Annotated in this window: 20 protein-coding genes and 1 pseudogene; 6 read left to right on the top strand and 15 right to left on the bottom strand. The window is 74.5% G+C overall.

Features of this window, described 5'->3' with window-relative positions:
- Positions 1-124: 124 nt before the first annotated feature.
- Positions 125-1,633 (bottom strand): glutamate synthase subunit beta, encoded by a 1,509-nt coding sequence (locus tag ACL02O_RS17505; RefSeq protein ID WP_412819148.1) that lies wholly within the window; start codon positions 1,631-1,633, stop codon positions 125-127.
- Positions 1,626-6,299, bottom strand: coding sequence for a glutamate synthase large subunit (gene gltB, locus ACL02O_RS17500; RefSeq protein ID WP_412819147.1), 4,674 nt, complete (start codon positions 6,297-6,299; stop codon positions 1,626-1,628). Before gltB ends, ACL02O_RS17505 begins: the two co-directional genes overlap by 8 nt.
- 147 nt (positions 6,300-6,446) lie before the next feature.
- Between gltB and ACL02O_RS17495 the strand changes: the two genes are divergently transcribed.
- Entirely contained in the window at positions 6,447-7,289 is an 843-nt protein-coding gene (locus ACL02O_RS17495; RefSeq protein ID WP_412819146.1) for a GNAT family N-acetyltransferase, read from the top strand.
- Between the two features lie 15 nt (positions 7,290-7,304).
- Here the strand turns inward: ACL02O_RS17495 and ACL02O_RS17490 are convergent, their stop codons facing one another.
- Positions 7,305-8,492 carry an FAD-dependent oxidoreductase gene (locus tag ACL02O_RS17490; protein ID WP_412819145.1) on the bottom strand — a complete coding sequence of 396 codons (1,188 nt, stop codon included), beginning with the start codon at positions 8,490-8,492 and terminating at the stop codon, positions 7,305-7,307.
- A 10-nt stretch (positions 8,493-8,502) separates the two neighbouring features.
- Positions 8,503-9,738, bottom strand: a complete 1,236-nt coding sequence (gene lgt, locus ACL02O_RS17485; protein ID WP_412819144.1) for a prolipoprotein diacylglyceryl transferase — start codon at positions 9,736-9,738, stop codon at positions 8,503-8,505.
- A gap of 103 nt (positions 9,739-9,841) precedes the next feature.
- On the opposite strand from lgt, the gene ACL02O_RS17480 reads away from it, so the two are divergent.
- Positions 9,842-10,366 carry an NUDIX hydrolase gene (locus ACL02O_RS17480; RefSeq protein ID WP_412819143.1) on the top strand — a complete coding sequence of 175 codons (525 nt, stop codon included), beginning with the start codon at positions 9,842-9,844 and terminating at the stop codon, positions 10,364-10,366.
- 456 nt (positions 10,367-10,822) lie between these two features.
- Here the strand turns inward: ACL02O_RS17480 and trpA are convergent, their stop codons facing one another.
- From trpA to trpC, 3 genes are read right to left on the bottom strand one after another with little or no spacing between them, the layout of a single operon-like run.
- The gene (gene trpA / locus ACL02O_RS17475) at positions 10,823-11,626 is read right to left on the bottom strand and encodes a tryptophan synthase subunit alpha (RefSeq protein ID WP_412819142.1); all 804 of its coding nucleotides are present in this window, start codon (positions 11,624-11,626) and stop codon (positions 10,823-10,825) included.
- A gap of 4 nt (positions 11,627-11,630) precedes the next feature.
- Positions 11,631-12,866: a tryptophan synthase subunit beta gene (trpB, locus tag ACL02O_RS17470; RefSeq protein ID WP_412819141.1), complete on the bottom strand. Its 1,236-nt coding sequence runs from the start codon at positions 12,864-12,866 to the stop codon at positions 11,631-11,633.
- Between the two features lie 40 nt (positions 12,867-12,906).
- Positions 12,907-13,710, bottom strand: a complete 804-nt coding sequence (trpC, locus tag ACL02O_RS17465; RefSeq protein ID WP_412819177.1) for an indole-3-glycerol phosphate synthase TrpC — start codon at positions 13,708-13,710, stop codon at positions 12,907-12,909.
- A 488-nt stretch (positions 13,711-14,198) separates the two neighbouring features.
- On the opposite strand from trpC, the gene ACL02O_RS17460 reads away from it, so the two are divergent.
- On the top strand, positions 14,199-14,474 hold the full coding sequence (locus tag ACL02O_RS17460; RefSeq protein ID WP_412819176.1) for a hypothetical protein: 276 nt from the start codon (positions 14,199-14,201) through the stop codon (positions 14,472-14,474).
- Here the strand turns inward: ACL02O_RS17460 and ACL02O_RS17455 are convergent.
- The 6 genes and pseudogenes from ACL02O_RS17455 to ACL02O_RS17430 form a co-directional block, all read right to left on the bottom strand.
- The gene (locus ACL02O_RS17455; protein WP_412819140.1) at positions 14,467-15,045 is read right to left on the bottom strand and encodes a Trp biosynthesis-associated membrane protein; all 579 of its coding nucleotides are present in this window, start codon (positions 15,043-15,045) and stop codon (positions 14,467-14,469) included. The two genes, ACL02O_RS17460 and ACL02O_RS17455, sit on opposite strands and share 8 nt — an antisense overlap.
- Entirely contained in the window at positions 15,042-16,595 is a 1,554-nt protein-coding gene (locus ACL02O_RS17450; RefSeq protein ID WP_412819139.1) for an anthranilate synthase component I, read from the bottom strand. Before ACL02O_RS17450 ends, ACL02O_RS17455 begins: the two co-directional genes overlap by 4 nt.
- The gene (hisI, locus tag ACL02O_RS17445) at positions 16,592-17,026 is read right to left on the bottom strand and encodes a phosphoribosyl-AMP cyclohydrolase (RefSeq protein WP_412819175.1); all 435 of its coding nucleotides are present in this window, start codon (positions 17,024-17,026) and stop codon (positions 16,592-16,594) included. Before hisI ends, ACL02O_RS17450 begins: the two co-directional genes overlap by 4 nt.
- 180 nt (positions 17,027-17,206) lie before the next feature.
- Positions 17,207-17,881 (bottom strand): annotated as a pseudogene (locus tag ACL02O_RS17440) (phosphoribosyl-AMP cyclohydrolase); the annotation flags it as partial.
- A 159-nt stretch (positions 17,882-18,040) separates the two neighbouring features.
- Positions 18,041-19,045 carry an aldo/keto reductase gene (locus ACL02O_RS17435; protein ID WP_412819138.1) on the bottom strand — a complete coding sequence of 335 codons (1,005 nt, stop codon included), beginning with the start codon at positions 19,043-19,045 and terminating at the stop codon, positions 18,041-18,043.
- On the bottom strand, positions 19,045-19,431 hold the full coding sequence (locus tag ACL02O_RS17430; protein ID WP_412819137.1) for a MerR family transcriptional regulator: 387 nt from the start codon (positions 19,429-19,431) through the stop codon (positions 19,045-19,047). Before ACL02O_RS17430 ends, ACL02O_RS17435 begins: the two co-directional genes overlap by 1 nt.
- Before the next feature lie 111 nt (positions 19,432-19,542).
- On the opposite strand from ACL02O_RS17430, the gene ACL02O_RS17425 reads away from it, so the two are divergent.
- The 3 genes from ACL02O_RS17425 to ACL02O_RS17415 are packed head-to-tail and all read left to right on the top strand — an operon-like array spanning position 19,543 to position 21,619.
- Positions 19,543-20,268 (top strand): ABC transporter ATP-binding protein, encoded by a 726-nt coding sequence (locus ACL02O_RS17425; protein WP_412819136.1) that lies wholly within the window; start codon positions 19,543-19,545, stop codon positions 20,266-20,268.
- The gene (locus ACL02O_RS17420; protein WP_412819135.1) at positions 20,265-21,020 is read left to right on the top strand and encodes an ABC transporter permease; all 756 of its coding nucleotides are present in this window, start codon (positions 20,265-20,267) and stop codon (positions 21,018-21,020) included. The genes ACL02O_RS17425 and ACL02O_RS17420 overlap by 4 nt, the downstream gene beginning before the upstream one ends.
- A complete protein-coding gene (locus tag ACL02O_RS17415; protein WP_412819134.1) occupies positions 21,020-21,619 on the top strand; it encodes a TetR/AcrR family transcriptional regulator in 600 nt (199 codons plus the stop codon). Before ACL02O_RS17420 ends, ACL02O_RS17415 begins: the two co-directional genes overlap by 1 nt.
- Before the next feature lie 248 nt (positions 21,620-21,867).
- Here ACL02O_RS17415 and ACL02O_RS17410 read toward each other — a convergent pair whose 3' ends face one another.
- Complete coding sequence (locus ACL02O_RS17410; protein WP_412819133.1) at positions 21,868-23,646, bottom strand: ABC transporter ATP-binding protein; 1,779 nt, start codon at positions 23,644-23,646, stop codon at positions 21,868-21,870.
- On the bottom strand, positions 23,643-25,517 hold the full coding sequence (locus tag ACL02O_RS17405) for an ABC transporter ATP-binding protein (protein ID WP_412819132.1): 1,875 nt from the start codon (positions 25,515-25,517) through the stop codon (positions 23,643-23,645). Before ACL02O_RS17405 ends, ACL02O_RS17410 begins: the two co-directional genes overlap by 4 nt.
- Positions 25,518-25,694 lie beyond the last annotated feature (177 nt).

The raw sequence follows: 25,694 nt of genomic DNA, 5'->3' as shown, positions 1-25,694 counted from the left end.
GACTACAGATCGTGAGGGGGTTCACCCGGCCGACCGGGCGTCCGGCCCGACCCGGGCAGGAACCGGACCCGGAGCCGGCGGCACCCCGGTCCGGGCGGACCGGGGTGCCGTGGGCCGGGTGTGGTCAGCGGGCCGCGAGGGGCTGCCGGGCCGGGTCGACCGGCGCGGGCAGGGTGCCCACCCCGCCGAGGTACGCGTGGATGGCCGCGGCGGCGGCCCGCCCCTCGGCGATCGCCCAGACGATCAGCGATGCACCCCGGTGCATGTCACCGGCGACGAAGACCCCGTCGGCGGCGGTCCGCCAGTCGGGGCGGGCGTCGACCGCGCCCCGCGCGTTGCGGGTCACCCCGAGCTGGCGCAGCAGCGGCTGCTCCTCGGTGCCCTCGAAGCCGATGGCCAGCAGCACCAGGTCGGCCGGGAGCTCCCGCTCGGTGCCGGGCAGCGCGGTGACGATGCGCCGCCCGTCCCGCTTCTCCACCGTCACCTCGGCGATCCGCACCGCCTTTACCTGACCGGTGCCGTCGTCGACGAACTCCTGCACCGCCACGGCGAAGACCCGCTCGCCGCCCTCCTCGTGCGCCGGGTAGTCGCGCAGGACCCACGGCCAGGTGGGCCACGGGTCACGGCCGGCGTCCCGGCCGGTCGGGGGCTCCGGGTAGAGGTCGAGCTGGTGGACGCCGGCCGCGCCCTGCCGGTGGGCCACGCCGAGACAGTCGGCGGCGGTGTCGCCACCGCCGATGATCACCACGTGCTTGCCGGCCGCGTCGATCGGGGTGCCGTCCGCCAGGGCGGCCGCGGCGGGCCGGCCGGCCCCCGCCGCGGCGACCACGCGGTTCGCCGCGACCAGGTGCGCCATCGCCTGGTGCACGCCGCGCAGCGCCCGACCCGGCGTCTCCGGGGTGTCCCGGCCCGCCAGCGCGCCGCAGGCGAGCAGCACGGCGTCGTGCTCGGCGCGCAACTGCTCGGCGGTCACGTCGACGCCGACGTTCACCCCGGTACGGAAGCGCACCCCCTCGGCCTCGATCTGGGCCACCCGCCCGTCGACGTGGTGCTTCTCCAGCTTGAAGTCGGGGATGCCGTACCGGAGCAGGCCGCCGAGCGCGTCGTCCCGCTCGTACACGGTGACGGCGTGGCCGGCGCGGGCGAGCTGCTGCGCGGCGGCGAGCCCGGCGGGGCCGGAGCCGACCACGGCGACGGACTTCCCGGTCGGAGCCGGCGCCGGGCGGGGCCGCAGGCCGCCACGGGCCACCGCCGCGTCGGCGATCTCCACCTCGACCTGCTTGATGGTGACCGGCTGCTGCCCGCCGAGGCCGAGCACGCAGGCCGCCTCGCAGGGCGCCGGGCAGAGCCGGCCGGTGAACTCGGGAAAGTTGTTGGTGGCGTGCAGCGACTCCACCGCGGCGTCCCAGTTGCCGGTGCGGACCAGGTCGTTCCAGTCCGGGATGCGGTTGCCCAGCGGGCAGCCGTCGTGACAGAACGGGATGCCGCAGTCCATGCACCGGGTGGCCTGCTCGCGGATCAACTCCTCGCCGGCCGGCGGGTACACCTCCCGCCAGTCCATGATCCGCACCGGGACCGGGCGGCGGGCGGGCAGCCGCCGGTCGTAGCGCAGGAAACCGTTCGGGTCAGGCACGAGCCACCTCCTGGGCGACCGCCCGCGGGGCGGGCGGCACCGGCATGGACGAACCGGACGGCGCCGCGAGGGCGCTCATCACCGCGTCGTCGACGTCGTGGCCGGCGGCTTCGGCGGCCCGCATGATCTCCAGCACCCGGCGGTAGTCCCGGGGCACCACGGCGGTGAACTCCTCCACCGCCTCCGGCCAGCGCTTGAGCAGCTCCTCGGCGACCGCCGAGTCCGTCTCGGCGAAGTGCCGCTGGACGAGGTCGTGCAGCCGGTCCCGCTCCTCGTCGCGCAGCGCAGACAGGTCGACCAGCTCGGTGTTGACCAGCCGCCGGTCGAGGTTCCACACGTACGCCGTGCCACCGGACATGCCGGCGGCGAAGTTGCGCCCGCAGCCGCCGAGCACCACCACCGTGCCGCCGGTCATGTACTCGCAGCCGTGGTCGCCGACGCCCTCGACGACGGCCACCGCGCCGGAGTTGCGCACCGCGAACCGCTCGCCGACCCGGCCACGCAGGAACACCTCACCGCCGGTGGCCCCGTACAGGATGGTGTTGCCGGCGATGATCTGGTCCTCGGCCCGCTGCCCCGGCCCGGCCGCGTCGCCCACGAACGGCGCGGCCTCGTCCGGGCGGATGACGATCCGGCCGCCGGAGAGACCCTTGCCGACGTAGTCGTTGGCGTCGCCCTCCAGGCGCAGGGTGATCCCGTGCGGCAGGAACGCGCCGAACGACTGGCCGGCGGTGCCGTGCAGCAGGATCTCGATGGTGTCGGCGGGCAGGCCGGCACCGCCGAACCGGCGGGTCACCTCGCCGCCGAGCATGGCGCCGACGCTGCGGTGCTCGTTGCGGACCGTCAGCTCGATCCGGACCGGCGCGCCGTCCCGCAGCGCCGGCTCGGCCATCGCGACGAGCTGGTTGTCCAGGGCCCGCTCCAGACCGTGGTCCTGCGGCCGGACGCCGCGCAGGGCGGCCCCCTCGGGCAGCTCCGGCAGGTGCAGTACCCGGCTGAGGTCGAGCCCGTGGCCCTTCCAGTGGTCGATGGCCGGAACGACGTCGAGCAGCTCGGTGTGCCCGATGGCCTCCTCGATGCTGCGGAAGCCCAGCTCGGCCAGGTAGCCCCGGACCTCCTCGGCGAGGAAGAGGAAGAAGTTCTCCACGAACTCCGGCCTGCCGGTGAAGCGCTCGCGCAGCACCGGGTTCTGCGTGGCGATGCCGACCGGGCAGGTGTCCAGGTGGCAGACCCGCATCATCACGCAGCCCTCGACGATCAGCGGGGCGGTGGCGAAGCCGAACTCCTCCGCGCCCAGCAGCGCCGCGACCAGCACGTCGCGGCCGGTCTTGAGCTGGCCGTCGACCTGGACGGTGACCCGGTCGCGGAGCTTGTTGAGCAGCAGGGTCTGCTGCGCCTCGGCCAGGCCCAGCTCCCACGGGGTGCCGGCGTGCTTGAGCGAGTTGAGCGGGGACGCGCCGGTGCCGCCGTCGTGGCCGGAGATCAGGATGACGTCGGCCTTGAGCTTGGCGACACCCGCCGCGACGGTGCCGACGCCGACCTCGCTGACCAGCTTGACGTGCACCCGGGCGGCCGGGTTGACGCACTTGAGGTCGTGGACGAGCTGGGCCAGGTCCTCGATCGAGTAGATGTCGTGGTGCGGCGGCGGGGAGATCAGGCCGACGCCCGGCGTGGCGTGCCGGGTCCGGGCGATCCACGGCCAGACCTTGTTGCCGGGGAGCTGGCCGCCCTCGCCGGGCTTGGCGCCCTGGGCCATCTTGATCTGCAGGTCGTCGGCGTTGACCAGGTATTCGCTGGTCACGCCGAACCGGCCGCTGGCGATCTGCTTGACCGCCGAGCGACGCCGCGGGTCGTGCAGCCGCTCGACGTCCTCGCCGCCCTCGCCGGTGTTGGACCGGCCGCCCAGGCGGTTCATCGCGATGGCCAGGGTCTCGTGCGCCTCCGCCGAGATCGATCCGTACGACATGGCGCCGGTGGCGAACCGCTTGACGATCTCGCCGGCAGGCTCGACCTCGTCCAGCGGCACCGGCGGGCGTACGCCGGTGCGCAGGGTGAACAGGCCGCGCAGCGAGCCGGCCCGGGCGGCCAGCTCGTCGACCTTCGCGGTGTACTGCCGGAAGATGTCGTACTGGCGGCTGCGGGTGGCGTGCTGGAGCAGGAAGACCGTCTCCGGGTTGAACAGGTGCAGCTCGCCCTCGCGGCGCCACTGGTACTCGCCGCCGACCTCCAGCTGGTCGCTGTGCTGCGCGCCCGGGGCCGGCCAGGCCAGGGCGTGCCGGGCGGCCACCTCGGCGTGGATCTCCGCCAGCCCGATCCCGCCGATGGTGCTCGGGGTGCCCCGGAAGTAGCGCTCCACGAGGCGGGTGTCCAGGCCGACCGCCTCGAACACCTGCGCCCCGCAGTACGACGAGACCGTCGAGATGCCCATCTTGGACATGATCTTCAGGACGCCCTTGCCGAGCGCCTTGACGTAGTTGCGGACCGCCTTGGCGGCGTCCGCGCCGACCAGCGCTCCGGTGGAGATCATGTCCTCCACCGACTCGAAGGCCAGGTACGGGTTGACCGCCGCCGCGCCGTACCCGATCAGCACGGCCGCGTGGTGCACCTCGCGGCAGTCGCCGGACTCGACGATCAGCGCCACCTGGGTCCGCGTCTGCTCGCGGACGAGGTGCTGGTGCACCGCCGCGGTCAGCAGCAGCGACGGGATCGGGGCGAGGTCGGCGTTGGAGTCCCGGTCGGAGAGCACCAGGATCCGCACGCCGTCCTCGATCGCCTCGGAGACGTGCCGGCAGATCTCGGTGAGCCGGGCCTTGATGCCGGCCCCGCCGTCGCGGACCCGGTAGAGCCCGGAGACCCGGACCGCCTTGAAGCCGGGCAGGTCGCCGTCCTCGTCGATGGAGAGGATCTTGGCCAGCTCGTCGTTGTCGATCACCGGGTAGGGCAGCACGATCTGCCGGCAGCTCGCCGGGCCCGGGTCGAGCAGGTTGCCCTCCGGCCCGATGGTGGACGCCAGGCTGGTCACCAGCTCCTCCCGGATGGCGTCCAGCGGCGGGTTGGTGACCTGGGCGAAGAGCTGGTGGAAGTAGTCGTAGAGCAGCCGCGGCCGGGTGGACAGCGGGGCGATGGGGGTGTCGGTGCCCATCGAGCCGATCGGCTCCGCGCCGCTGCGGGCCATCGGCGCGAGCAGGATCTTCAGCTCCTCCTCGGTGTAGCCGAAGGTCTGCTGCCGGCGGCGGACCGAGTCGTGGGTGAAGACGATGTGCTCGCGCGGGGGCAGCTCGTCCAGCCCGATCAGGCCGGCGTGCAGCCACTCCTCGTACGGCTGGGCGGCGGCCAGCTCGGTCTTGATCTCGTCGTCGGAGGCGATCCGGCCGTTGACCGTGTCGACCAGGAACATCCGGCCGGGCTGGAGGCGACCCTTCGCCACCACGGTGGCCGGGTCGAGGTCGAGCACGCCCGCCTCGCTGCCCAGCACCACCAGGCCGTCGGCGGTGCGCCACCAGCGGCCGGGGCGCAGGCCGTTGCGGTCGAGCACCGCGCCGACGATCTCGCCGTCGGTGAAGGCGACCGAGGCGGGGCCGTCCCAGGGCTCCATCAGGCTGGCGTGGAACCGGTAGAAGGCGCGCTTGTCGGCGCGCATCTCCGGGTCGTTCTCCCAGGCCTCCGGGATCATCATGAGCACCGCGTGCGGCAGGCTCCGCCCGGCCAGGTGCAGCAGTTCCAGGACTTCGTCGAAGTTCGCCGAGTCGGAGGCGGCCGGGGTGCAGACCGGGAAGATCCGGCGGATGTTGCCCGGGATGTCCGGGGAGCGCAGCAACGCCTCGCGGGCCTGCATCCAGTTGCGGTTGCCGCGGATGGTGTTGATCTCGCCGTTGTGCGCGATGTACCGGTACGGGTGGGCGAGGGGCCAGGACGGGAAGGTGTTGGTGGAGAAGCGCGAGTGCACCAGGGCGATCGCGCTGACCACCCGGTCGTCGGTCAGCTCCGGGTAGAACGCCGGGAGCTGGTCCGGGGTGAGCATGCCCTTGAAGACCATGGTCCGGCCGGACAGCGACGGGAAGTACGCCGGCAGGCCCCGCTCGGTGGTCTCCCGCTCGACCTGCTTGCGCAGGCAGAACGCCACCCGGTCCAGGTCGAGCCCGGTCAGCGGGGAGCCGGCCGGGCCGGCGGGCGAGTCGGTGAGCCGGCGCGCGGCGATGAAGAGCTGCCGGACCCGGGGCATCGCCGCGAGGGCGGTCTCGCCGAGGCCGCTGGGGTCGGTGGGCACCTCCCGCCAGCCGAGCACGTCCGCCCCCTCGACCAGCGCGTACTTCTCCACCACCTGGCGGGCCCGGGCCTCGGCGGAGTCGTCGTCGGGGAGGAAGACCAGGCCGGTGGCGTACTGGCCGGCGGGCGGCAGCGGGAACTCGACCACCGCGCGGAGGAACGCGTCCGGCACCTGGATCATGATGCCGGCGCCGTCACCGGTGTTGTGCTCCGCGCCCCGCGCGCCACGGTGGTCCAGCCGGCAGAGCGCACCGAGACCGTTCGCGACGACCTCGTGCGATCGGCGTCCGTGCAGGTCGGCCACGAAGGCCACGCCGCACGCGTCGTGCTCGTTCGCGGGGTCGTACAGCCCCGTCGCCTGGGCGGCCGGCTGCGGGCTCAGAGGGTACGGAAAGGCCACCGGGCCTCCTGTCGTCACTCAGGTTGGATCATGGTCGGGACGACGTCGGCCCTACGTGGGTTTTATTGAGTCTACGTTAGGGCGGCGGGCGCAAGGCCAGTTCAGATTGATCACACTTCCAGAATCTGGGACATGTAGTCTCGCGCGGTGGATGTCGTACGCGCTGACGTGCTCGACCGGTTGGAGCGGTTCTACGACGCGGTGCCCCGGGACGCGGCCCGTGCGGAGGAATACGGTCCGCTGGTCCTCTTCGTCCGGGACGGCGCGGGTTGGCCGTTCTACGCCCGCCCCCGACCCGGCGCCACCGAGCCGGCCTCGCTCGCCGACGTGACCGCGATCCGGGCCCGGCAGCGGGAACTGGGCCTGCCGGAGGTGTTCGAGTGGGTGCACGAGGTCACCCCGGACCTGCTCGCCGTCGCCCGCTCGGCGGGGCTGTCCGTGCTGGAGGCGCCGCTGATGGTGCTGGATCCGGAGCGCCTGCCCGACCCGGCGACGCTCAGCGACGTACCGGTGCGGGTCCTCGACCCGGCGGATCCCGGCTTCGCCGCCGACGTGGCGGTCCGCCGCGCGGTCGCGTCGGTCGGCTTCTCCAACGGCGGCACCGCCCGGGGCGAGGCCGGGCCGGCCGACCGGGACGCCGCGGTCGCCCGGCTGGACGTCGCCGCGCTGGAGGAGGAGGCCGTCCGGATCGCCGACGGCCGGCGGATCTCCGTACTCGCCGGCACGCCCGAGGACGGGGCCCTCGCGAGCGGGATGGCGATGCGGGTCGGCGACGTCGCGGAGATCGCCGGGGTGGCCACCCTGCCGGTGGCCCGCCGCCGGGGCCTCGGCGCGGCGGTGACCGCCACCCTCGCCCACGAGCTGCGGACCGCCGGCACCGATCTGATCTTCCTCTCCGCCGGCAGCGAGGAGATCGCCCGGGTCTACCTGCGGGTCGGCTTCCGCCGGGTCGGCACCGCCTGCATCGCCGAGCCCGCCGCCGTCATCTGAGCCCCGCCGGGCCGGTCAGCTCGGCGGCTGCCAGGAGGCGGCCGCCGCCGCCGCGGTGCTGCGCAGCCGGGGGCTGATCGTGCCGAGGGCGGCGTCGCGGGCACGCAGCGCCAGCCGGCCCCGGGTCTGCAGAACCGCCGACATCCGGCGGGTCTGCCGCACCATCGTCGCCGCACGCGGCCGGCGCAGCCGGTCGTACGCGGTCACCGCGTCCGGGAGCCGGGACTCGCGCAGCAGGGCGGAGAGGGTGGCGGCGTCCTCGAAGGCGAGGCAGGCCCCCTGCCCGAGGTGCGGCGGCATGGCATGCGCGGCGTCACCGAGCAGCACCACCCCACCGGGGCCGGCCGGGAACCCGTACGCCCGGGGCAGCGGCCGCAGCTCGCGGATCTCCTGCTGCACCAGGTCCGCCGGGTCGGTGGCGTCGAGCAACTCGGCGATCGGCGCGGGCCAGCCCGCGAACCAGCGCTTGAGCAGGGCGAGCTGGGTCTCCGGCGGCTCTGGGCGGGGCGCGCCGGCCGCGGTGGCGACCCAGTAGACGCCGCCCCGGCTGGATCCGCCGGCGGCGCCCCGCTCGCCCAGCGAGGCGGCCACGAAGCGGTAGCCGGCGCCGAGGATCTCGCCGCCCACCTGCTGCTCGGCGGCGAGCCGGGGCACCCGGTACCAGGGGATCACCGCCCGCCAGGCGGCGCACCCGGAGCTGACCACCTGCGCCTCGGGGGCCAACTGCCGGCGGATCTCGCTGTCGATGCCGTCGGCGGCGACCACCAGATCCGCCTCGACGGTGTGCCGGCCGTCGCCGACCACCGGACGCTCCCCGGGGACCGCCCGGGCGGTCCGCACGGTCACCCCGGTGCGCAGCTCGACCTGGTCACCCAGCCCGGCGATGAGCGCGTCGTGCAGGTCCTCCCGGTGCACCACCACCGGCATCCGCTCGGCCGGGGTGGGGCGGGGCTGCACCAGCCAGTGCCCGTCGGGGCGGCGCACCCCGCCGTCGGCCAGCGGGGTGGCGATGGCGTCCAGGCCGGCGCCGAGCCCGAGGGCGCGCAGCGCGCGTACCCCGTTGGGCCAGAGCACCACGGCGGTCGGCTCCGGGCGGACTCGATCGGCGCGTTCCAGGAGGGTGACCCGCCAGCCGGAGCGGGCCAGCACGCCGGCCATCGCCAGCCCGCCGAGACCGGCGCCGACCACCACCGCGGTACGCATGACTCCCCGCTCAGCTGTCCCGGTCGGCGGGGCGGGAGCCGGTGGCGTCGGCGGCCCGCTCGTCGGTGGCCTGCGCGTCGGCCGCGTCGGTGCTCGCGTCACCGGACGGCGCGGAGCCGACCTCAGCCGGGCCCGCCGGGCGGGCGTCCAGGCCCGCCCCGGCGTCCGCGTCGGGACCGGTGGCGTCCGTCGGCGCCTCGGCGGCGTCGCCCGCCGCCGGCTCCTCGTCGGGCACCGCCCCGGTCTCCCGGTACGCACGGAACTGCTCCTCGGTCACCACCCGGTAGCCCTCGGGGGCGACCGGCTGCGCACCGGCTTCGCGGGCGGCGAGGTCGACCTGCGACACGTCCCCACCGGCGGGCGGAACCGGGGCGGCGGGGAACCCCACCGGGACCAGGTAGTCCCGGGGGCCGCGGACCCGGAGGAAGTAGGCCAGCGCGCCGAGGAACACCAGCAGCGCGGTCCACACGTTGAGCCGCAGGCCGAGGATGTGGTTGGCCTCGTCGGTGCGCATCAGCTCGATCCAGAACCGGCCGGCGGTGTAACCCATCACGTAGAGCGCGAAGGCCCGGCCCCGGCCGAGCCGCAGCCTGCGGTCGAGGACGTAGACCAGAGCGGCGACGCCGATGTTCCACAGCGCCTCGTAGAGGAAGGTCGGGTGGTAGAGCCCTGGTTGCAGGACCGCGTTGCCGGCGTCGTCGCGCAGCGCGTGCCCGGGGTTGTCCGGGTCCATCACGTGCACCTGGAGCCCCCAGGGCAGGTTGGTGCGACCGCCGTAGAGCTCGTTGTTGAACCAGTTGCCGAAGCGGCCGACCGCCTGGGCCAACGGCAGGCCGGGCGCCAGCGCGTCGGCCACCACGGTGAGCGGGATGCCGAGCTGCCGGGCCGCGATCCAGGCTCCGATCGCGCCACCGGCGACCGCGCCCCAGATGCCCAGGCCGCCCTCCCAGATGGCGAACGCCTTGAGCGGCTGGCCGTGCTCGCCGAAGTACTTCTCCGGCGAGGTGATCACGTGGTAGATCCGCGCGCCGACGATGCCGGTGGGCACCGCCCAGACCGCGATGTCGAGCACCGCGCCGGGGGCGACGCCGCGCTGACGGAGCCGATACTCGGTCACCACGCAGGCCAGCACGATACCGACGATGATGCAGAGCGCGTAGGCCCGGATCGGAACCGGTCCGAGCTGCCAGACGGCGGTGCTGGGGCTGGGCAGGGCCGCCAGTGGGGTCATCGGGGCGAGGGTCACGGGTGCACACGGTACCGGTGCGGACCGTGCTCGCGGCACCCCGGTCCGGTCGGGTTCACCGGCGGGATGACTTCTGGTTTGCACCGCCGTAGGCTCTTTGTCCATGAGCGCGCTCCGCTGGGCGGTCGCCGCGGTCGTCGTCGACCAGGCCGGTCGGGTGCTGCTCTGCCGCCGGTCCGGCGCCGGTCGGCGTTGGGCGCTGCCCGGCGGGCGGCTGCGCCACGACGAGAGCCCGCCGCAGGCCGCCCTGCGCGAGATCCGCGCCGAGACCGGCTGGGAGGTGGACCTCGTCGACCTGGTCGGCCTCTACCGGCTCGGCGCCCCGGACGCGCCCCCGCCGCCGGCCGGCCGCTGCGGCGCGCCGCCGGACGTGCTGGTCCACGTCTTCCGCGCCCGGGTATGCGGTGACCGCCCGGCCGGCACCCCGGGCGGCGACTGCCACCTCGACTGGCACCCGCCGGGCGCGCTCCCGGACGCGCTGACCCCGACCACCCGGGCCGCCCTCGCGGACGCCCTCGCCGGCCGTTCCGGTGTGGTGCGGGAGGCGCCACCGGAGCCGGAGCGTTCCGGACCGGCGGCACCCGGGCCGCGGGTTGAAGCGGACGGCAGCCCGGCCGCCCGGCACTGAGGGCGTGCTCCCGAACCGCCCCGCCGCCCGAACCGCCGCCGCCCGGCGGCCTCGTCGGCGGCCTCGTCCGTGGCCCAGGCGTAGCCAGCCGGACATGTAGGGCGGGAGCGCCTACGAACTTGATGTCACAGACGACTCGGGCCGCTGCGCTCCGGCATGGGACCACCGGCGCGGCGCAGGAAACCCGGCAACGCGGCCCGGGCAGCCGGGGGCAGCGCGGGGGGCCGCCGAGGCTGCGTCGGCGCGGGAATCTGAGTCGTCCACGACATCAAGTTGGTAGCGACCGGGACATCATGTGCCGGGGCGCCGACCCACAGCCGACGACAGCCCCACGACGACCCGCAACCGACGACAGCCGGACGCCGACCCGCAACCGAGGACAGCCGGACGCCGACCCGCCGCGGCGGCAACCGGACACCGGACCACGACGGGAGGACGGGAAGCCGTGGACGGGCCTCAGCGGACCGGGTTGCGGACGCCCTCGGCCAGTTCGGCGGAGAGCGTGCGCAGCGCGGCCAGGCCGGCGGCGTCGCCGGGAGCGTCCAGCAGGCAGCGGATCAGCGCGCTGCCGACGATGACGCCGTCGGCGTACCCGGCGACGGTGCCGGCCTGCGCGCCGGTGCCCACGCCGAGGCCGACGCCGACCGGCAGGTCGGTGACCTCGCGCAGCCGGGAAACCAGGACCGGGGCCGCCTGGGAGGTCTGCGCCCGAGCCCCGGTCACCCCCATGATCGCGGTGGCGTAGACGAAGCCGCGGCAGTGCCCGGCGGTCATCCGCAGCCGCGCGTCGGTCGACGACGGGGAGACCAGGAACGTCCGGTCCAGGCCGTGCGCGTCCGATGCCGCCAACCACTCGTCGGCCTCGTCGGGAATCAGGTCCGGAGTGATCAGACCGGTGCCCCCGGCGGCGGCCAGGTCGCGGGCGAAGGCGTCCACGCCGTACTGCTCGATCGGGTTCCAGTAGGTCATGGTGACCACCGGCGCGCCGGTGGCCGCGACCGCCTCGACGATGCGCAGCGTGTCCGCGGTGCGTACGCCGCCCGCCAGGGCGATGTCGCTGGCCTTCTGGATGACCGGGCCGTCCATCACCGGGTCGGAGTACGGGATCTCCACCTCGATGACGTCCACGCCCGCCTCGACCATCGCCGTCATGGCGGCGATGCTGCCCTCGACGGTCGGGAACCCGGCCGGCATGCAGCCGACCAGCACGGCCCGCCCGTCGGCGCGCGCCTTGTCGAAGGCGACCCCGATCCGGCTCACGATCTCACTGCTCCTTGTCGAGGATGCCGAAGTACGCACCGGCGGTGTGCACGTCCTTGTCGCCCCGACCGGAGAGGTTGACCACGATGACCGGCTCCCGGCCCAGCTCGGCGGCGAGCTTCGGGGCGATCTTGCGGGCGCCGGCGAGCGCGTGCGCGCTCTCGATCGCCGGGATGATCCCCTCGGTGCGGCAGAGCAGCTCAAACGCGGCCATCGCCTCGTCGTCGTCGATCGGCAGGTAGGTCGCCCGGCCGCTGTCGTGCAGCCAGGCGTGCTCCGGCCCGACGCCCGGGTAGTCCAGCCCGGCCGAGATCGAGTGCGACTCGACCGTCTGGCCGTCCGCGTCCTGCAGCACGTACGTCCGGGTGCCGTGCAGGACGCCCGGGCGGCCGCCGGTGATGCTGGCCGCGTGCCGGCCGGTCGCCACCCCCTCGCCGCCGGGCTCGAAGCCGTACAGCCGCACGCCGGCGTCCGGGACGAAGGCGTGGAAGATGCCGAGCGCGTTGGAGCCGCCGCCCACGCAGGCCGCGACCGCGTCCGGCAGGCCGCCGGTCAGGTCGAGGCACTGCCGGCGGGCCTCCTCGCCGATGCCGCGGACGAAGTCCCGGACCATCTCCGGGAACGGGTGCGGGCCGGCGGCGGTGCCGATCAGGTAGTGGGTGGTGTCGACGTTGGCCACCCAGTCCCGCATCGCCTCGTTCATCGCGTCCTTGAGGGTCCGCGAGCCGGTGGTGACCGGGACGACGGTGGCCCCGAGCATCCGCATCCGGGCCACGTTGAGCGCCTGCCGTTCGGTGTCCACCTCGCCCATGTAGACCACGCACTCGAGGTCGAACAGGGCGGCCAGGGTGGCGGTGGCCACCCCGTGCTGGCCGGCGCCGGTCTCGGCGATCACCCGGGTCTTGCCCATCCGCCTGGTGAGCAGGGCCTGGCCCAGCGCGTTGCGTACCTTGTGCGCGCCGGTGTGGTTCAGGTCCTCCCGCTTGAGCAGCACGCGCGCCCCGACCTCGGCGGAGAACCGCCGCGCCTCGGACAGCCGCGAGGGGCCACCCACGTAGTCGCGCAGCAGGGCGGCGAACTCGGCGAGGAAAGCCTCGTCGGTCATCGCCTTGCGGTACGCCGCGTCCAACTCGTCGAGCGCCGCGACCAGCGCCTCGGGGACGAACCGGCCGCCGAACCGGCCGAAGTGACCGGCGGCGTCGGGGACCTGGCCGACGGGAGCCGCGGCGTCAGCGCTCATCGCGGGTGTCCTCTCGCTGCGTGTCGGACCCGGCGGCGGGTCAGCGCACCGGGCGGGGCGTGGCCGGGTGGTTGCCGGCGTTGACCAGCTCGGCGACCGCCTCGCGGGGGCTCTTCTGGGTGACCAGACCCTCGCCGACCAGAACCGCGTCGGCGCCCGCCGAGGCGTACCGGATGAGGTCGTGCGGGCCGCGCACGCCGGACTCGGCGATCTTGACGACGCTGCTCGGCAGGCCGGGCGCGATCCGCTCGAACACCGAGCGGTCGACCTCCAGGGTACGCAGGTCACGGGCGTTGACCCCGATCACCTGCGCGCCGGCCTCCATGGCCCGGTCGGCCTCCTCCTCGGTGTGCACCTCGACCAGCGCGGTCATGCCGAGCGACTCGATCCGCTCCAGCAGCCCGACGAGGGCGTTCTGCTCCAGCGCGGCGACGATCAGCAGCACCAGGTCGGCGCCGTGGGCCCGGGCCTCGTGCACCTGGTAGCTGGAGACCACGAAGTCCTTGCGGAGCACCGGCACCCGCACCGCGGCCCGCACGGCGGCCAGATCGTCCAGCGAACCGCCGAACCAGCGGCCCTCGGTGAGCACGCTGATCGCCCGGGCACCCCCGGCGGCGTACTCGCCGGCCAGGTCGGCGGGGTCGGCGATCTCGGCCAGCCGGCCCTTCGACGGCGAGGAGCGCTTCGCCTCGGCGATCACGGCCACGCCAGGCCGGCGCAGGGCCGCGTACGCGTCCAGCGGCGGCGGCGCGGCGGCGGCCAGTTCCCGGATCCGCTCCAGCGGAACCTGCTCCTGTCGCCGCGCCACGTCCTCGCGGACGCCGGCCAGGATCTCGTCGAGCACGCTTGCGGACGCCGCCGACCCGGCGTCGTCCCCCTCCGCGTGCGCATGCTCAGCAGTCACCAACGGACTCCCCTCTCCGGGTGTCATGGGCCGATGCTAGGTGGCGCCACCTGGAGACAAGTCCCGGGGGGTATGGCGCTCCTCACGAAATGGGCTGTGGCATGATGGCCGACCTCGGGTGAACGCGGTGTCACGCAACGCCACCGCGCCTGCCGGCGCGCCACCCGGTCGTGTCCGGCACCGCCGGCCGTCGCATCGACTGCCGCCCATGCCCTATCTCATCACGACCGCCCCGGTCCCGCAGGACGGCGACGTTCCTCGATGTTGTGAGCAAGCTCAAGGACGAACGGCCCTGCCCAGGTCGGGCCCGCTGCCGCACAGTTGACCTGGGTTTCACGGTGGCGAAACGTGAGCCCGGCAGCATCGTCCTCGGGCAGACTCGACGAGGCGCCTGCCAACCGTCGCCAACGATCTCGTACGGGGTGACCATGACCACCAACGGGCCGAACCAGACCATCGGACTCACCACCATCTCCCGGACCGTCGCGTCGCTCGCCGTCGGCGTGGTGCACACCCTCGAACGCGCCGTGGCCGGCGACGGCCGGATGCGGACCGCCCGGGGCAACGCCTGGGAGGCCGTCTGCGCCGACCGGGCCCGTGCGGCCCAGCGCCGCGAGCTGGACCGCCTGGTGGCCGAGCTGGCCGCCGCCCGGGCCGCGGTCCGGGAACGCCGCGACGCGCGGGACACGCAGCCGGTCAGCTGACCGTCGGGTCCTCGCCCCGGTCGAGCGCCTCCCAGGCGTCCCGGGTGCCGCGCTCGACCGCCGGCCGGTCCGGACCCGCCGGCGCCGCCGACCGGGCCGGCCGCTCGTACCGGGTGCCCATCGCCGGCCAGCCGCCGCCGCGCGCCCCGGTGAACGCGCCGCCGGCCGCCGCGACCAGCCCGCCGACCAGCACCAGCGCCGGCCACTGCCGGCTCACCCCGCTCTCGGCCAGGCCGTAGCCGCCGCCGGCCGCCATGGCCAGGCCGGCCAGCACCAGCAGGCCGCCCAGCAGCCGCCGGACCCGGCCCCGGGTGGCCAGCACGGCACCCCCACCGGCCAGCCCGACCAGCGCCAGCGCGGAGACCCACGGAAGCAGCTCCGCGCCCGTGCGGGCGTGCCGCGTCGGCGGCAGCGACCCGCGGGCGGTCAGCTCGACCGACCAGGTCCGGGTCACCGCCCAGAAGGCCAGGCCCGCGCCGGCCAGGCAGAGCAGCACCGCGTACGTCAGCTCGCGCCGGCCCCGCGCGGGGGGCGACGTCGCCGCGGGGGCGCCGGTGGTGGGCTCGTTCATCGGGCGGGCCGGAGGGTCTCGGCGGCGGCGATGGCGGCGAGCACGGCGGCGGCCTTGTTACGGGTCTCCTGGTCCTCGGCGGCCGGATCGGAATCGGCCACCACCCCGGCACCGGCCTGGACGTAGGCCCGGCCGGCACGGATCAGCGCGGTCCGGATGGCGATCGCCATGTCCAGGTCGCCACCGAAGCCGAAGTAGCCGACCGTGCCGCCGTAGAGGCCGCGCCGGACCGGCTCCAACTCCTCGATGATCTCCATGGCCCGCACCTTGGGCGCCCCGGAGAGGGTGCCCGCGGGGAAGGTCGCGGCGAGCGCGTCGAAGGCGGTGCGGTCCTCGCGCAGTTCCCCGACCACGGTGGAGACGATGTGCATGACGTGGCTGTACCGCTCGATGGTGGCGAACTCGGGCACCTCGACCGTGCCCGGACGGCAGACCCGGCCCAGGTCGTTGCGGCCCAGGTCGACCAGCATGACGTGCTCGGCACGCTCCTTCGGGTCGGCGAGCAGCTCGGCGGCGAGCCGGGTGTCGGCCTCCGGGGAGCCGCCGCGCGGCCGGGTGCCGGCGATCGGGTGCAGCAGGGCCCGCCGCCGCCCGTCCGGGCCGGTGCTGACCTTGAGGTGCGCCTCCGGCGAGGAGCCGACGATGTCGAACCCGTCGAAGCGCAGCAGGTACATGTACGGGCTGGGGTTGGTGGTGCGCAGCACCCGGTAGACGTCGAGCGGGTCGGCGTGGGTGGGCCGCTCGAAGCGCTGGCTGAGCACGATCTGGAAGCACTCGCCGGCCCGGATCGCCTCCTTGGCCGCCTCCACCGCCTTCGGGTAGCCGCCGTCGGGCGTCCGGCTGACCACGTCGCCGACCGGGGGTCGGGCGACCGTCGAGATCATGGGCGGAATCGGTCGGGACAGGGCGGTCGTCATCGCGTCCAGCCGCCCCACCGCGTGGTGGTACGCCGCCGCGACGAGGTCCGCCCGGTCGGGCGCGTCGAGCGGGGGCAGGACCGCGTTGGCGACCAGGATCGCCGAGCCGTCGTAGTGGTCGAGCACCACCAGGTCGGTGGCGAGCATCATGCCCAGCTCGGGCACGTCCAGCTCGTCCTCGGTCAGCTCGGGCAGCCGCTCGAAGCGGCGAACCAGGTCGTACCCCAGAAAGCCGACCATGCCCCCGGTGAGCGGCGGCATCCCGTTGGCCGGGTCCCAGCCCGGGCCGGCCAGGGCGGCGACGGTCTCCCGGAGCACCGCCACCGGGTCGCCGGAGGCCGGTACGCCGGCCGGCGGCTCGCCGGCCCAGACCGCCGTGCCGTCCCGCTCGGTGAGCGTGGCGGCGCTGCGGACGCCGACGAACGAGTAGCGCGACCAGGCCATTCCGGCTGAACCGACGCCCTGCTCGGCGGACTCCAGCAGGAAGGTGCCGGGACCACCGGCGAGTTTGCGGTAGACGCCGACCGGGGTTTCCGCGTCGGCGAGCAGCCGGCGGGTGACCGGCACCACCCGCCAGCGGTCCGCCAGGTCGGCGAACGCGGCCTGGTCCGGGCTGACCGTGCCGTTCGTCATGACGTCGCCTCCGGAGAGCTGACCGGCAGCTCGGTGAAGAAGCAGGTGCGCTGCCCGGTGTGGCAGGCCGCGCCGACCTGGTCGACGCTGACCAGCAGCGCGTCGCCGTCGCAGTCCAGGGCTACCGAGCGGACGTACTGGTGGTGGCCCGAGGTGGCGCCCTTGACCCAGTATTCCTGCCGGCTGCGCGACCAGTAGGTGGCCCGGCCGGTGGTCAGGGTGCGGTGCAGCGCCTCGTCGTCCATCCAGGCGACCATCAGCACCTCGCCCGAGTCGTGCTGACGGACCACCGCGGCGACCAGGCCGTCGGGGGTACGCCGGAGCCGGGCAGCGATCTCCGGGTCGAGCCGGGAGGGGCGGGCCGGGCCGGGGGCCGCGGCGCCGCCGGGGCTGGTGGAGGCGCCGGTCACCGGCGCGTCAGAGGCGGGCACGGTTGACCATTCTCCCGCACGCGGCGCCGGCACCGCCGCCGTGTCCCGGGAGGCGGGCGCCGGAGCACCCAGGGCCCGGCCCAGTTGCGCCAGGTAGCGGTCCAGCCGGCCGTTGATCAGGGCGTCCGCCAGGTCCGCGCCTGCCCCGGCGGCGATCTCCTCGGCGTACGGGCGGATCAGCGGGACGATCCCGCTGACCAGCCGGCCGGCGGCGGCGGCCACCTCGGCGGCGGCGGCGGGGTGCAGCCCGAGGCAGAGCAGCATGTCGTCGCGGTAGCCGGGCGGGGCGACCGGCAGGTCCAGCGCGGCGGCCAGCGCGGCCCGGCGGGACGTCACCCGCACCGACGGGTTGGCCAGTCGCAGCACGGACGGGCAGAGCCGGGCCAGGTCGGCGGCGGCGAGCCGGACGCCGACCGGGTCGTCGGCCCACCGGGCGCCGGCGACCTTGCCGAGGGTGGCGATCAACTCCTCCAGCCGGGGCTCGTCGGCCGGTTGGCAGAGCACCGGCAGGTCGATCCGGCGCCGCCACTCCGGCACCGCCCAGATCAGCCGCGCTGGGGCGGTGACGGGCAGCCCGAACGCCCAGTCCGCCGGCTGCCCGAGTCGGCGCACCCAGGACCGCACGTCCCGGGCGGCCACCGAGACGTGCACGAGGCGGCCGGCGAACTCCGCCAGGTAGGCCCGCCGGGCCGCGTACGGGCTGCCGGGCGCGGGCGGGACCGCCGTCGCCGGATGCGGGGCCGCGGGCCGCCGCGGCTCGTCGGCGGTTTGCCCGTCCTCGGTCGCGACCAGCACGTCGACGTCGACGTCGCTGTGCTCGGTGGCGGCCCGCCGGGCGTGGCTGCCCCGCAGCATGATGCCGACGACGGGACGGTCGGCGGTCTGCCGCAGTCGGGCGGCCCACTCCTCGAGGAATGCGCCCTCCGGCAGCGGAGCGTGATCCACCGCGTCATCTTGCCGGACGTCCCATGAGTGCGCAATGACCGATGCCGCACCCGGTGTCCGGTGCGGCGTCTAGTGCCCGACCGTTCGCATTCCTGCCTCGGTGTACCTTTCCCCGGCCACCGCCCCGGCCGGAACCGCCTCGCGCAGCCGGCTCCGCTGCTCCGGGGTCAGCCGGACGTCGACCGCAGCCACGTTCTCCTCCAGGTAGCGGACCCGCTTGGTGCCCGGGATCGCCAGCACGTCCTCGCCCTGCGCGAGCACCCAGGCCAGCGCGGCCTGGGCCGGGGTGCAGCCGATCTCGGCCGCCACCTCGCGGACCGCCTCGACCAGTTTGAGGTTGGCGTCGAAGTTGCCGTCGGCAAAGCGCGGCACGGCGCGGCGCCAGTCGTCGTCGGCCAACTGCGCCCGGCTGGTGATCGCGCCGGTGAGCAACCCTCGCCCGACCGGCGAGTACGCCACCAGGGACACTCCCAGTTCGCGGCAGGTGGCCAGCATCTCCCCCTCCACGTCCCGGGTGAACAGGGAGTACTCCATCTGCACCGCGGAGATCGGGTGCACGGCGTGCGCCGCGCGCAGGGTCTGCGGGCTCACCTCGGACAGGCCGAGCAGCCGCACCTTGCCGGCCCGGACCAGCTCGGCCATCGCGCCGACGGTCTCCTCGATCGGCGTGGCCGGGTTGCGTCGGTGCAGGTAGTACAGGTCGATGGTCTCGACCCCGAGCCGGCCCAGCGAGGCGTCGCAGGCCGCCCGGGTCCAGGCCGCGCTGCTGTCCACGTACGCGCCGGGGGTGCCGGCGCCGCCGAAGCTGTCACCGGAGGCGCGGTTGCCGAACTTGGTGGCGAGGAAGACCTCGTCCCGCCGGGCCCGCACCACCGGGGCGAGCAGCCGCTCGTTCGCGCCGAAGCCGTACATGTCGGCGGTGTCGAGGTGGTCCACCCCGAGGTCGAGGGCCCGGTGCAGGGTCCGCGTCGACTCGGTGTCGTCGGCGCCGCCGTACGCGAAGCTCATGCCCATGCAGCCCAGGCCGATCGCCGAGACCTCCGGGCCGGTCGCGCCCACGCGTCGCTTGATCATTACAGCTCCTTCTCCGCCCTGCGGTACGCGTCGATCTTGTGGTCGAGCACCTTGAGGTCCTCCTCCAGCTCGGCCATCCGGGCCAGCACCCGGGCGCGGTGCGCCTCGAACAGCGCCCGCCGCGCGCCGAGCGTCCGGTCGCCCTGCCGGGCCAGCTCGGCGTAGCGGCGCATGTCCCGGACCGGCATGCCGGTCCGGCGCAGCCGGGTGAGCAGGAACAGCCAGTTGACGTCGGACTCGGTGTAGCGCCGGCGGCCGGAGGAGTCGCGGCCGACCGGAGCGACCAGGCCCTCCTGCTCGTACCAGCGCAGGGTGTAGGTGGTCAGGCCGACCCGTTCCGCCGCCTCACCGACGGTGAGGCTCATTTCCCGCGTGCTGATGTCCACGTCCTCCAGGCTTCCAGTTCGAGAGCACTCGAAGTCAACCGTTGCGCGCGGGGGCGTAACTCATCTAGCGTTGAGTTCAACAGATGATGAGTTTTTTTGGGGGGGCGGGGCATGGACGACACGGTGTCGGTCCGTGACCTGGTGGTCGACCGGGGTGGGCGGCGGGTGCTCCAGGGCATCTCCTGCACCGTGCCCCGCGGCGCGGTCACCGGGCTGCTGGGGCCGAGTGGCAGCGGCAAGACCACGTTGATGCGGGCGATCGTCGGGGTGCAGACGGTCGCCTCGGGCACGGTCACCGTGCTCGGCCGACCAGCCGGCGCCGCCGAGCTGCGCCGCCGGGTCGGCTACCTCACCCAGGCGCCCAGCGTCTACGCCGACCTGACCGTGCGGGAGAACGCCCGCTACTTCGCGGTCCTTCAGGGCCGGGGGCGGGCCGAGGCGGACCGCGCGGTGGCCGACGTCGGCCTGGCGCAGGCCGCCGACCAACTGGTCGGCACCCTCTCCGGTGGGCAGCGCAGCCGGGCCTCGCTCGCCTGCGCCCTGGTCGGCGACCCGGAGCTGGTCATCCTCGACGAACCCACCGTGGGCCAGGACCCGGTGCTCCGGGCCGACCTGTGGGCCCGGTTCCACGAGATGGCCGCGGCCGGCACCACGCTGCTGGTGTCCAGTCACGTGATGGACGAGGCGGCCCGCTGCGACCGGCTGCTGCTGATCCGGGAGGGCCGGCTGGTCGCCGACGACACCCCGGACGCGGTCCGCGCCGCCACCGGCGTGAACGACCTGGAGGAGGCGTTCCTCCGGCTGATCCGATCCAGCGAGCAGGAGACCCAGTCGTGAACCCCCGTATCCTGGCCGCCACCACCGGGCGGATCCTGCGCCAGCTCCGGCACGACAAGCGGACCGTGGCGCTGCTCGTCGTGGTCCCCACCGTGCTGCTCACGCTGGTCTACTTCATGTACGTCGACCAGCCCACCCCGCCGGGACAGCCGACGGTCTTCGACCGGGTCGCGCTGATCATGCTGGGCTTCTTCCCGTTCATCATCATGTTCCTGGTGACCAGCATCGCCATGCTGCGGGAACGCACCACCGGCACCCTGGAGCGGCTGCTCACCACGCCACTGGGCAAGCTCGATCTGCTCTTCGGCTACGGCATCGCGTTCGGGCTGGCCGGCGTTCTCCAGTCCACCGTCGCGTCGCTGGTGGCGTACCAGTTGTTCGGGATGGAGACCGCGGGCAGCGCCTGGCTGGTCATCATGATCGCCGGAGTCAACGCGGTGCTGGCGGTGGCGCTCGGGTTGTTCTGCTCCGCATTCGCCCGCACCGAGTTCCAGGCCGTGCAGTTCATGCCCGTGGTGGTGGCGCCGCAGCTGCTGCTCTGCGGGCTGTTCGTGCCCCGGGGCGAGATGGCCGGCTGGCTCCAGGCGATCAGCGACGCGCTGCCCCTGTCGTACGCCGTCGAGGCGCTCCAGGAGGTCGGTGCGCACGCCGATCCGACCGGGACGATGTGGCGGGACGTGGCGATCGTCGCCGGAGCGGCGGTGGCCGCCCTGGTGCTCGCCGCCGCGACGCTGCGTCGCCGCAGCGGGTGATGGCCCGGCGCACCGGCCGCCGGCCCGGCAAACCGGACACCCGGGAGGCCATCCTCGCGGCGGCGCGGGCGGCGTTCGCCGAGCGCGGCTTCGACGCCGCCTCGATCCGGACGATCGCCGGGGCCGCCGGGGTGGACCCGGCGCTGGTGCACCACTACTTCGGCACCAAGGAGGAGCTGTTCCGGGCCACCGTGGCGATCCCGATCGACCCGGCCGAGCTGCTGCCCGGCGTGCTGGCCGGCGGCCCGGACGGGGTCGGCGAGCGGCTGGTCCGCACCTTCCTGTCGGTCTGGGACTCCCCGGTCGGTACCGCCGCGGTGGCCCTGTTCCGCTCCGCGGTCAGCAACGAGTGGACCGCCCGGCTGTTGCGGGAATTCCTGGCCACCCAGGTGCTGCGGCGGGTGCTCGACCAGCTCGACGTCGACCCGGCGGAGCTGCCGCTGCGCGGCGCGCTGGTGGGCACCCAGATGGCCGGCCTGGCCATGATGCGGTACGTGATCCGCCTCGAACCGGTCGCCTCCGCCGACCGGGAGACCCTGGTCGCCGCCATCGGCCCCACCATCCAGCGCTACCTCACCGGCCCGCTCGGCACCACGTGACGCTGCGGGCTTGCTGCGGGCCGCTGCGGGCGGCCGCCGCCCGGGGCCGCGACCGGGACGCCGGACCCGGGAACCCGGGAGGCGGGCACCCGGCCATCACGTCCACCTGCCTACGAACTTGATGACCTGAACGAGTCAGGGCCCCCGCCAGCCCTGTTCACCTGCGACATCACGTTCCTGGCCGGTGGCAGGCGCCGGGGCGGCCCGGCGCGAGCGGCGGGGAAGGCGGCCGCCGGCGAGCGGCAGGGCTACCGGGTCTGCTCCAGCCAGGAGGCGTAGAGCAGGCCGTAGACCGATTCCGGATCCTTGACCAGCTGGTCGTGCGGGCCGCGCTGCACGATCCGGCCCCGGTCCACCACGATCACCTCGTCGGCAGCCTGGGCGGTGGAGAGCCGGTGGGCGATGGCGAGCGTGGTCCGGCCCCGGGTCACCGCGTCCAGGGTGCGCGACAGGCGCACCTCGGTGGCCGGGTCGACGGCGCTGGTCGCCTCGTCGAGCACCAGCAGGTCCGGGTCCGCGACGTACGCCCGGGCCAGCGCGACGAGCTGCCGCTCGCCGACGCTGAGCGCCTCACCGCGCTCCCCGACCGGGGTGTCCAACCCGGCCGGCAGCCCGTCCAGCCAGTCGGCCAGGCCCAGCTCGGTGAAGGCGGCGGTGAGCTGCGCGTCGGTCAGTTCCGGCCGGGCGAAGCGGACGTTCTCCCCGAGCGTGTTGTCGAAGAGGAAGCCGTCCTGCGGCACCATCACCACCCGCGAGCGCAGCGAGTCGAAGCGCAGCTGGCGCAGCGACACGCCGGAGAGCAGCACCTCGCCCTCGGTGGGGTCCATCAGCCGGGTGAGCAGCTTGGCGAAGGTGGTCTTGCCGCTGCCGGTCTCGCCGACCACGGCCACCCGGCTCTTCGCCGGGATCTCCAGGGTCACGTCGTGCAGCACCGGCGGCCCACCCGGATACGCGAAGGTCACCCCGGCGAACCGGATGTCCAGCGGGCCGGGCGGCAGTTCCCGCCCCTGCTTCCCCGGGTCGGCCACGTCCGGCGCGACGTCCAGCACGTCCAGCACCCGGCGCCAGCCGGCGATCGCGTTCTGCGCCTCGTTGAGCACCTCGGTGGCGATCTGCACCGGCTGGATGAAGAGCGTCACCAGGAACAGGAACGCGGTCAGCTGACCGATGGTCAGCGTGCGGTCCACGCCGAGGTTCACCCCGACCACCACCACGCCGGCCAGGGCCAGGCCCGCCGCCAGCTCCCCCACCGAGCTGCCCATGATGCTGATCCGGATGGCCTTCTGCTGGGCCTGCCGCTGCCCCTCGATCGCCGTGTCGAGCCGCCGGGCGGTCCGCCCGGCGATCCCGTACGCCCGGATCACCGGGGCACCCACCACGCTCTCGCCGATGGCGCCGAGCAGGGTGCCCATCCGCTGCCGGACCAGGCCGTACGCGCCGGCGAGCCGGCGCTGCAGCAGCCGGATCACCAGCACCGCCGGGGTGAACGCGGCGAGCACCACCAGGGTGAGCTGCCAGGAGTAGGCGAGCATCACCGCGGTGGTGACCACCAGCTGGCCCAGGTTGACGATGAGGATCACGCCGCCCCACTGGAGGAACTGGGTGATCTGGTCGACGTCGCTGGTGACCCGGGAGACCAGCGAGCCGCGCCGCTCCGACTGCTGGTGCAGCATCGACAGGTCGTGCACGTGCCGGAACGCCCGGGTGCGCACGCCCGCCAGCGCCGTCTCGCTGACCGTGAAGAGCCTGCGCATCATCAGGTAGCCGCAGGTGGTGGTGACCACCAGCACGGCGGCGGTGACGATCACCGTCAGCGAGACCACGTCCAGGTCCAGGCCGCCGACGATGCCGTGGTCGATGCCGCGCTGCACGGCCACCGGCACGGCGACCCGGCCGACCATGTAGACCAGCGCCAGGCCGAGCGTGCCGGCCAGCCCGGTCTTCAACTCGGGCGAGAGCGCGAGCCCGCGCCGCAGCGTCCGCCAGGTCGACTCGGTCGCCTCGGGCGTGGTCGTACTCGCGCTCACCGGTCAACCTCGACTTCCAGGCCGGAGGTCAGCGGGGTGACCTCGTCGTACGTGCGGGTCTGCTTCCGTTCCTGCTCGGCCTGCTCGTACGCGGTGACCAGGTCGGCGTAGCCGGGCACGGTGGCCAGCAGCTCCGGGTGCGTGCCCCGGGCGAGCACCCGCCCCTGCTCGACGTAGATCACCTCGTCGGCGAGCGCGATGGTGGCCCGCCGGTAGGCGACCACCAGGATCGACGCGGGTGCGCCACCGTCGGCCGGAGCGCGCAGCCCGGCCAGGATCGCCGCCTCGACCCGGGGGTCGACGGCGCTGGTGGCGTCGTCGAGTACCAGCAGCCGGGGCCGGCCGGCGAGCGCCCGGGCGAGGGTGAGCCGCTGCCGCTGGCCGCCCGACAGCGAGGTGCCCCGCTCCCCGACCATGGTGTCCAGCCCGTCCGGCAGGGCGGCGACGAAGCCGTCCGCCTCGGCCAGTCGCAGCGCCGCCCAGACCTCCTCGTCGCCGATTCCGGGCCGGTCCAGCGTGATGTTGGCCCGGACGGTGTCGTCGAAGATGAACGGCACCTGGGCGACCAGGGCCACCGTCGACGGGAGCGAGGCGGCGGTCAGCTCGCGGACGTCGACGCCGTCCAGGGTGACGGTGCCGGCGCGCGGGTCGACCAGCCGCACCGCGAGGGAGGTGATGGTGGACTTGCCGGCCCCGGTCGGCCCGACCAGGGCGACCGTCCTGCCGGCCGGCACGGTGAAGGTGACCTCGCCGAGGACCTCGGTGCCGGGCAGGTGCGCCTCGGCCGGCTCGTAGCCGAAGTGGACGTCGTGGAAGGCGAGGGTGGCCGGCGTCCGCGTGGCCGGGTCCAGGGTCGTCGCGCCGTACGGCATCTCGCCGGTGGCGTCGAGGACCCGGCGCACCCGGTCCCAGCCGGCCACGCTGCGCGGCAGCTCGGCCAGCACCCAGCCGATGGCCCGCACCGGGAACGCCAGCACGGTGAACAGGAAGGCGACGCTGACCAGCTCGGACACGCTGATCGCGCCCTGCTGCAACCGGATCGCGCCGACCACCAGCACGGCCAGGGTGCCGAGGCTGGGCAGGGTCTCCAGCATCGGGTCGAAGACGCCGCGCAGCTTGCCGACCGCGATCAGCGCGTCGCGCAGCTCGCCGGCGCGGGCGGCGAACCGGGCCGTCTCCTGCGCCTCGCGGCCCATCGTCTTGACCACCAGCGCGCCGTCGAAGCTCTCGTGGGCGATGCCGCTGACCTCGGCCCGCAGCCGCTGGGCGCGGGCCTGTCGGGGGGCCATCCGGCGGGAGTAGACCACGTTGAGCGCGAAGAGCCCCGGGAAGACCGCGAGGCCGACCAGCGCGAGGGCCCAGTCGGTGAGGAAGAGCGAGACCACCGCGCCGACCAGCATCACCAGCGTGCCGACCGCGAAGGGCAGCGGCGCGATCGGGTACCAGGCGGCCTCCACGTCCGAGTTGGCGTTGGAGAGCAGGGTGCCGGTGGCGTTGCGGTGGTGCCAGGCCAGCGGCAGGTCGAGGTAGCGGCGGGTGACCCGGCGGCGGTAGGCGGCCTGCAGCCGGTACTGCATGTAGCCGGCGCCGAGCCGGCGGCCGAAGATGCCGACCACCCGCACCACGCTGATGCCGAGCAGGGCGGCGGCGGCCAGCGCGAGCGCGCCACGGGCCACCGAACCCCGGGAGATGGCCGGGACGACCACCTTGCCGACCACCCCGCCGACGACGTACGCGCTGGCGATGACCATGAGGCCGAACAGCACGCTGCCGGCCACCGCGACGGCGAAGATCCTCGGCTGTTCCCGGACGGCCCGGCCGAGCACCCGCAATCCTTGACCGACGACGTCCCGACTTGTCCCGCTCGCCACCGTTCTCCCCCGCCGTAAGCCGCAATTTTCTCCCTCATCCTTACCGCTCGACGCAGGCTCCGCCGACCCGGCACGGATATGTCCACCGTCACTTCTGCCGGCCGGCCGCTCTGACCAGGGCGGTTCGCCGCCCGACGATCCGGCCGGGTTCCGGGGGGGGGGGGGGGGGGGAGGGGG

The sequence above is a fragment of the Micromonospora mangrovicola genome (genome assembly GCF_047200535.1).
Lineage (GTDB): Bacteria > Actinomycetota > Actinomycetes > Mycobacteriales > Micromonosporaceae > Micromonospora.
This window is presented reverse-complemented; position numbering and strand designations above follow the sequence as displayed.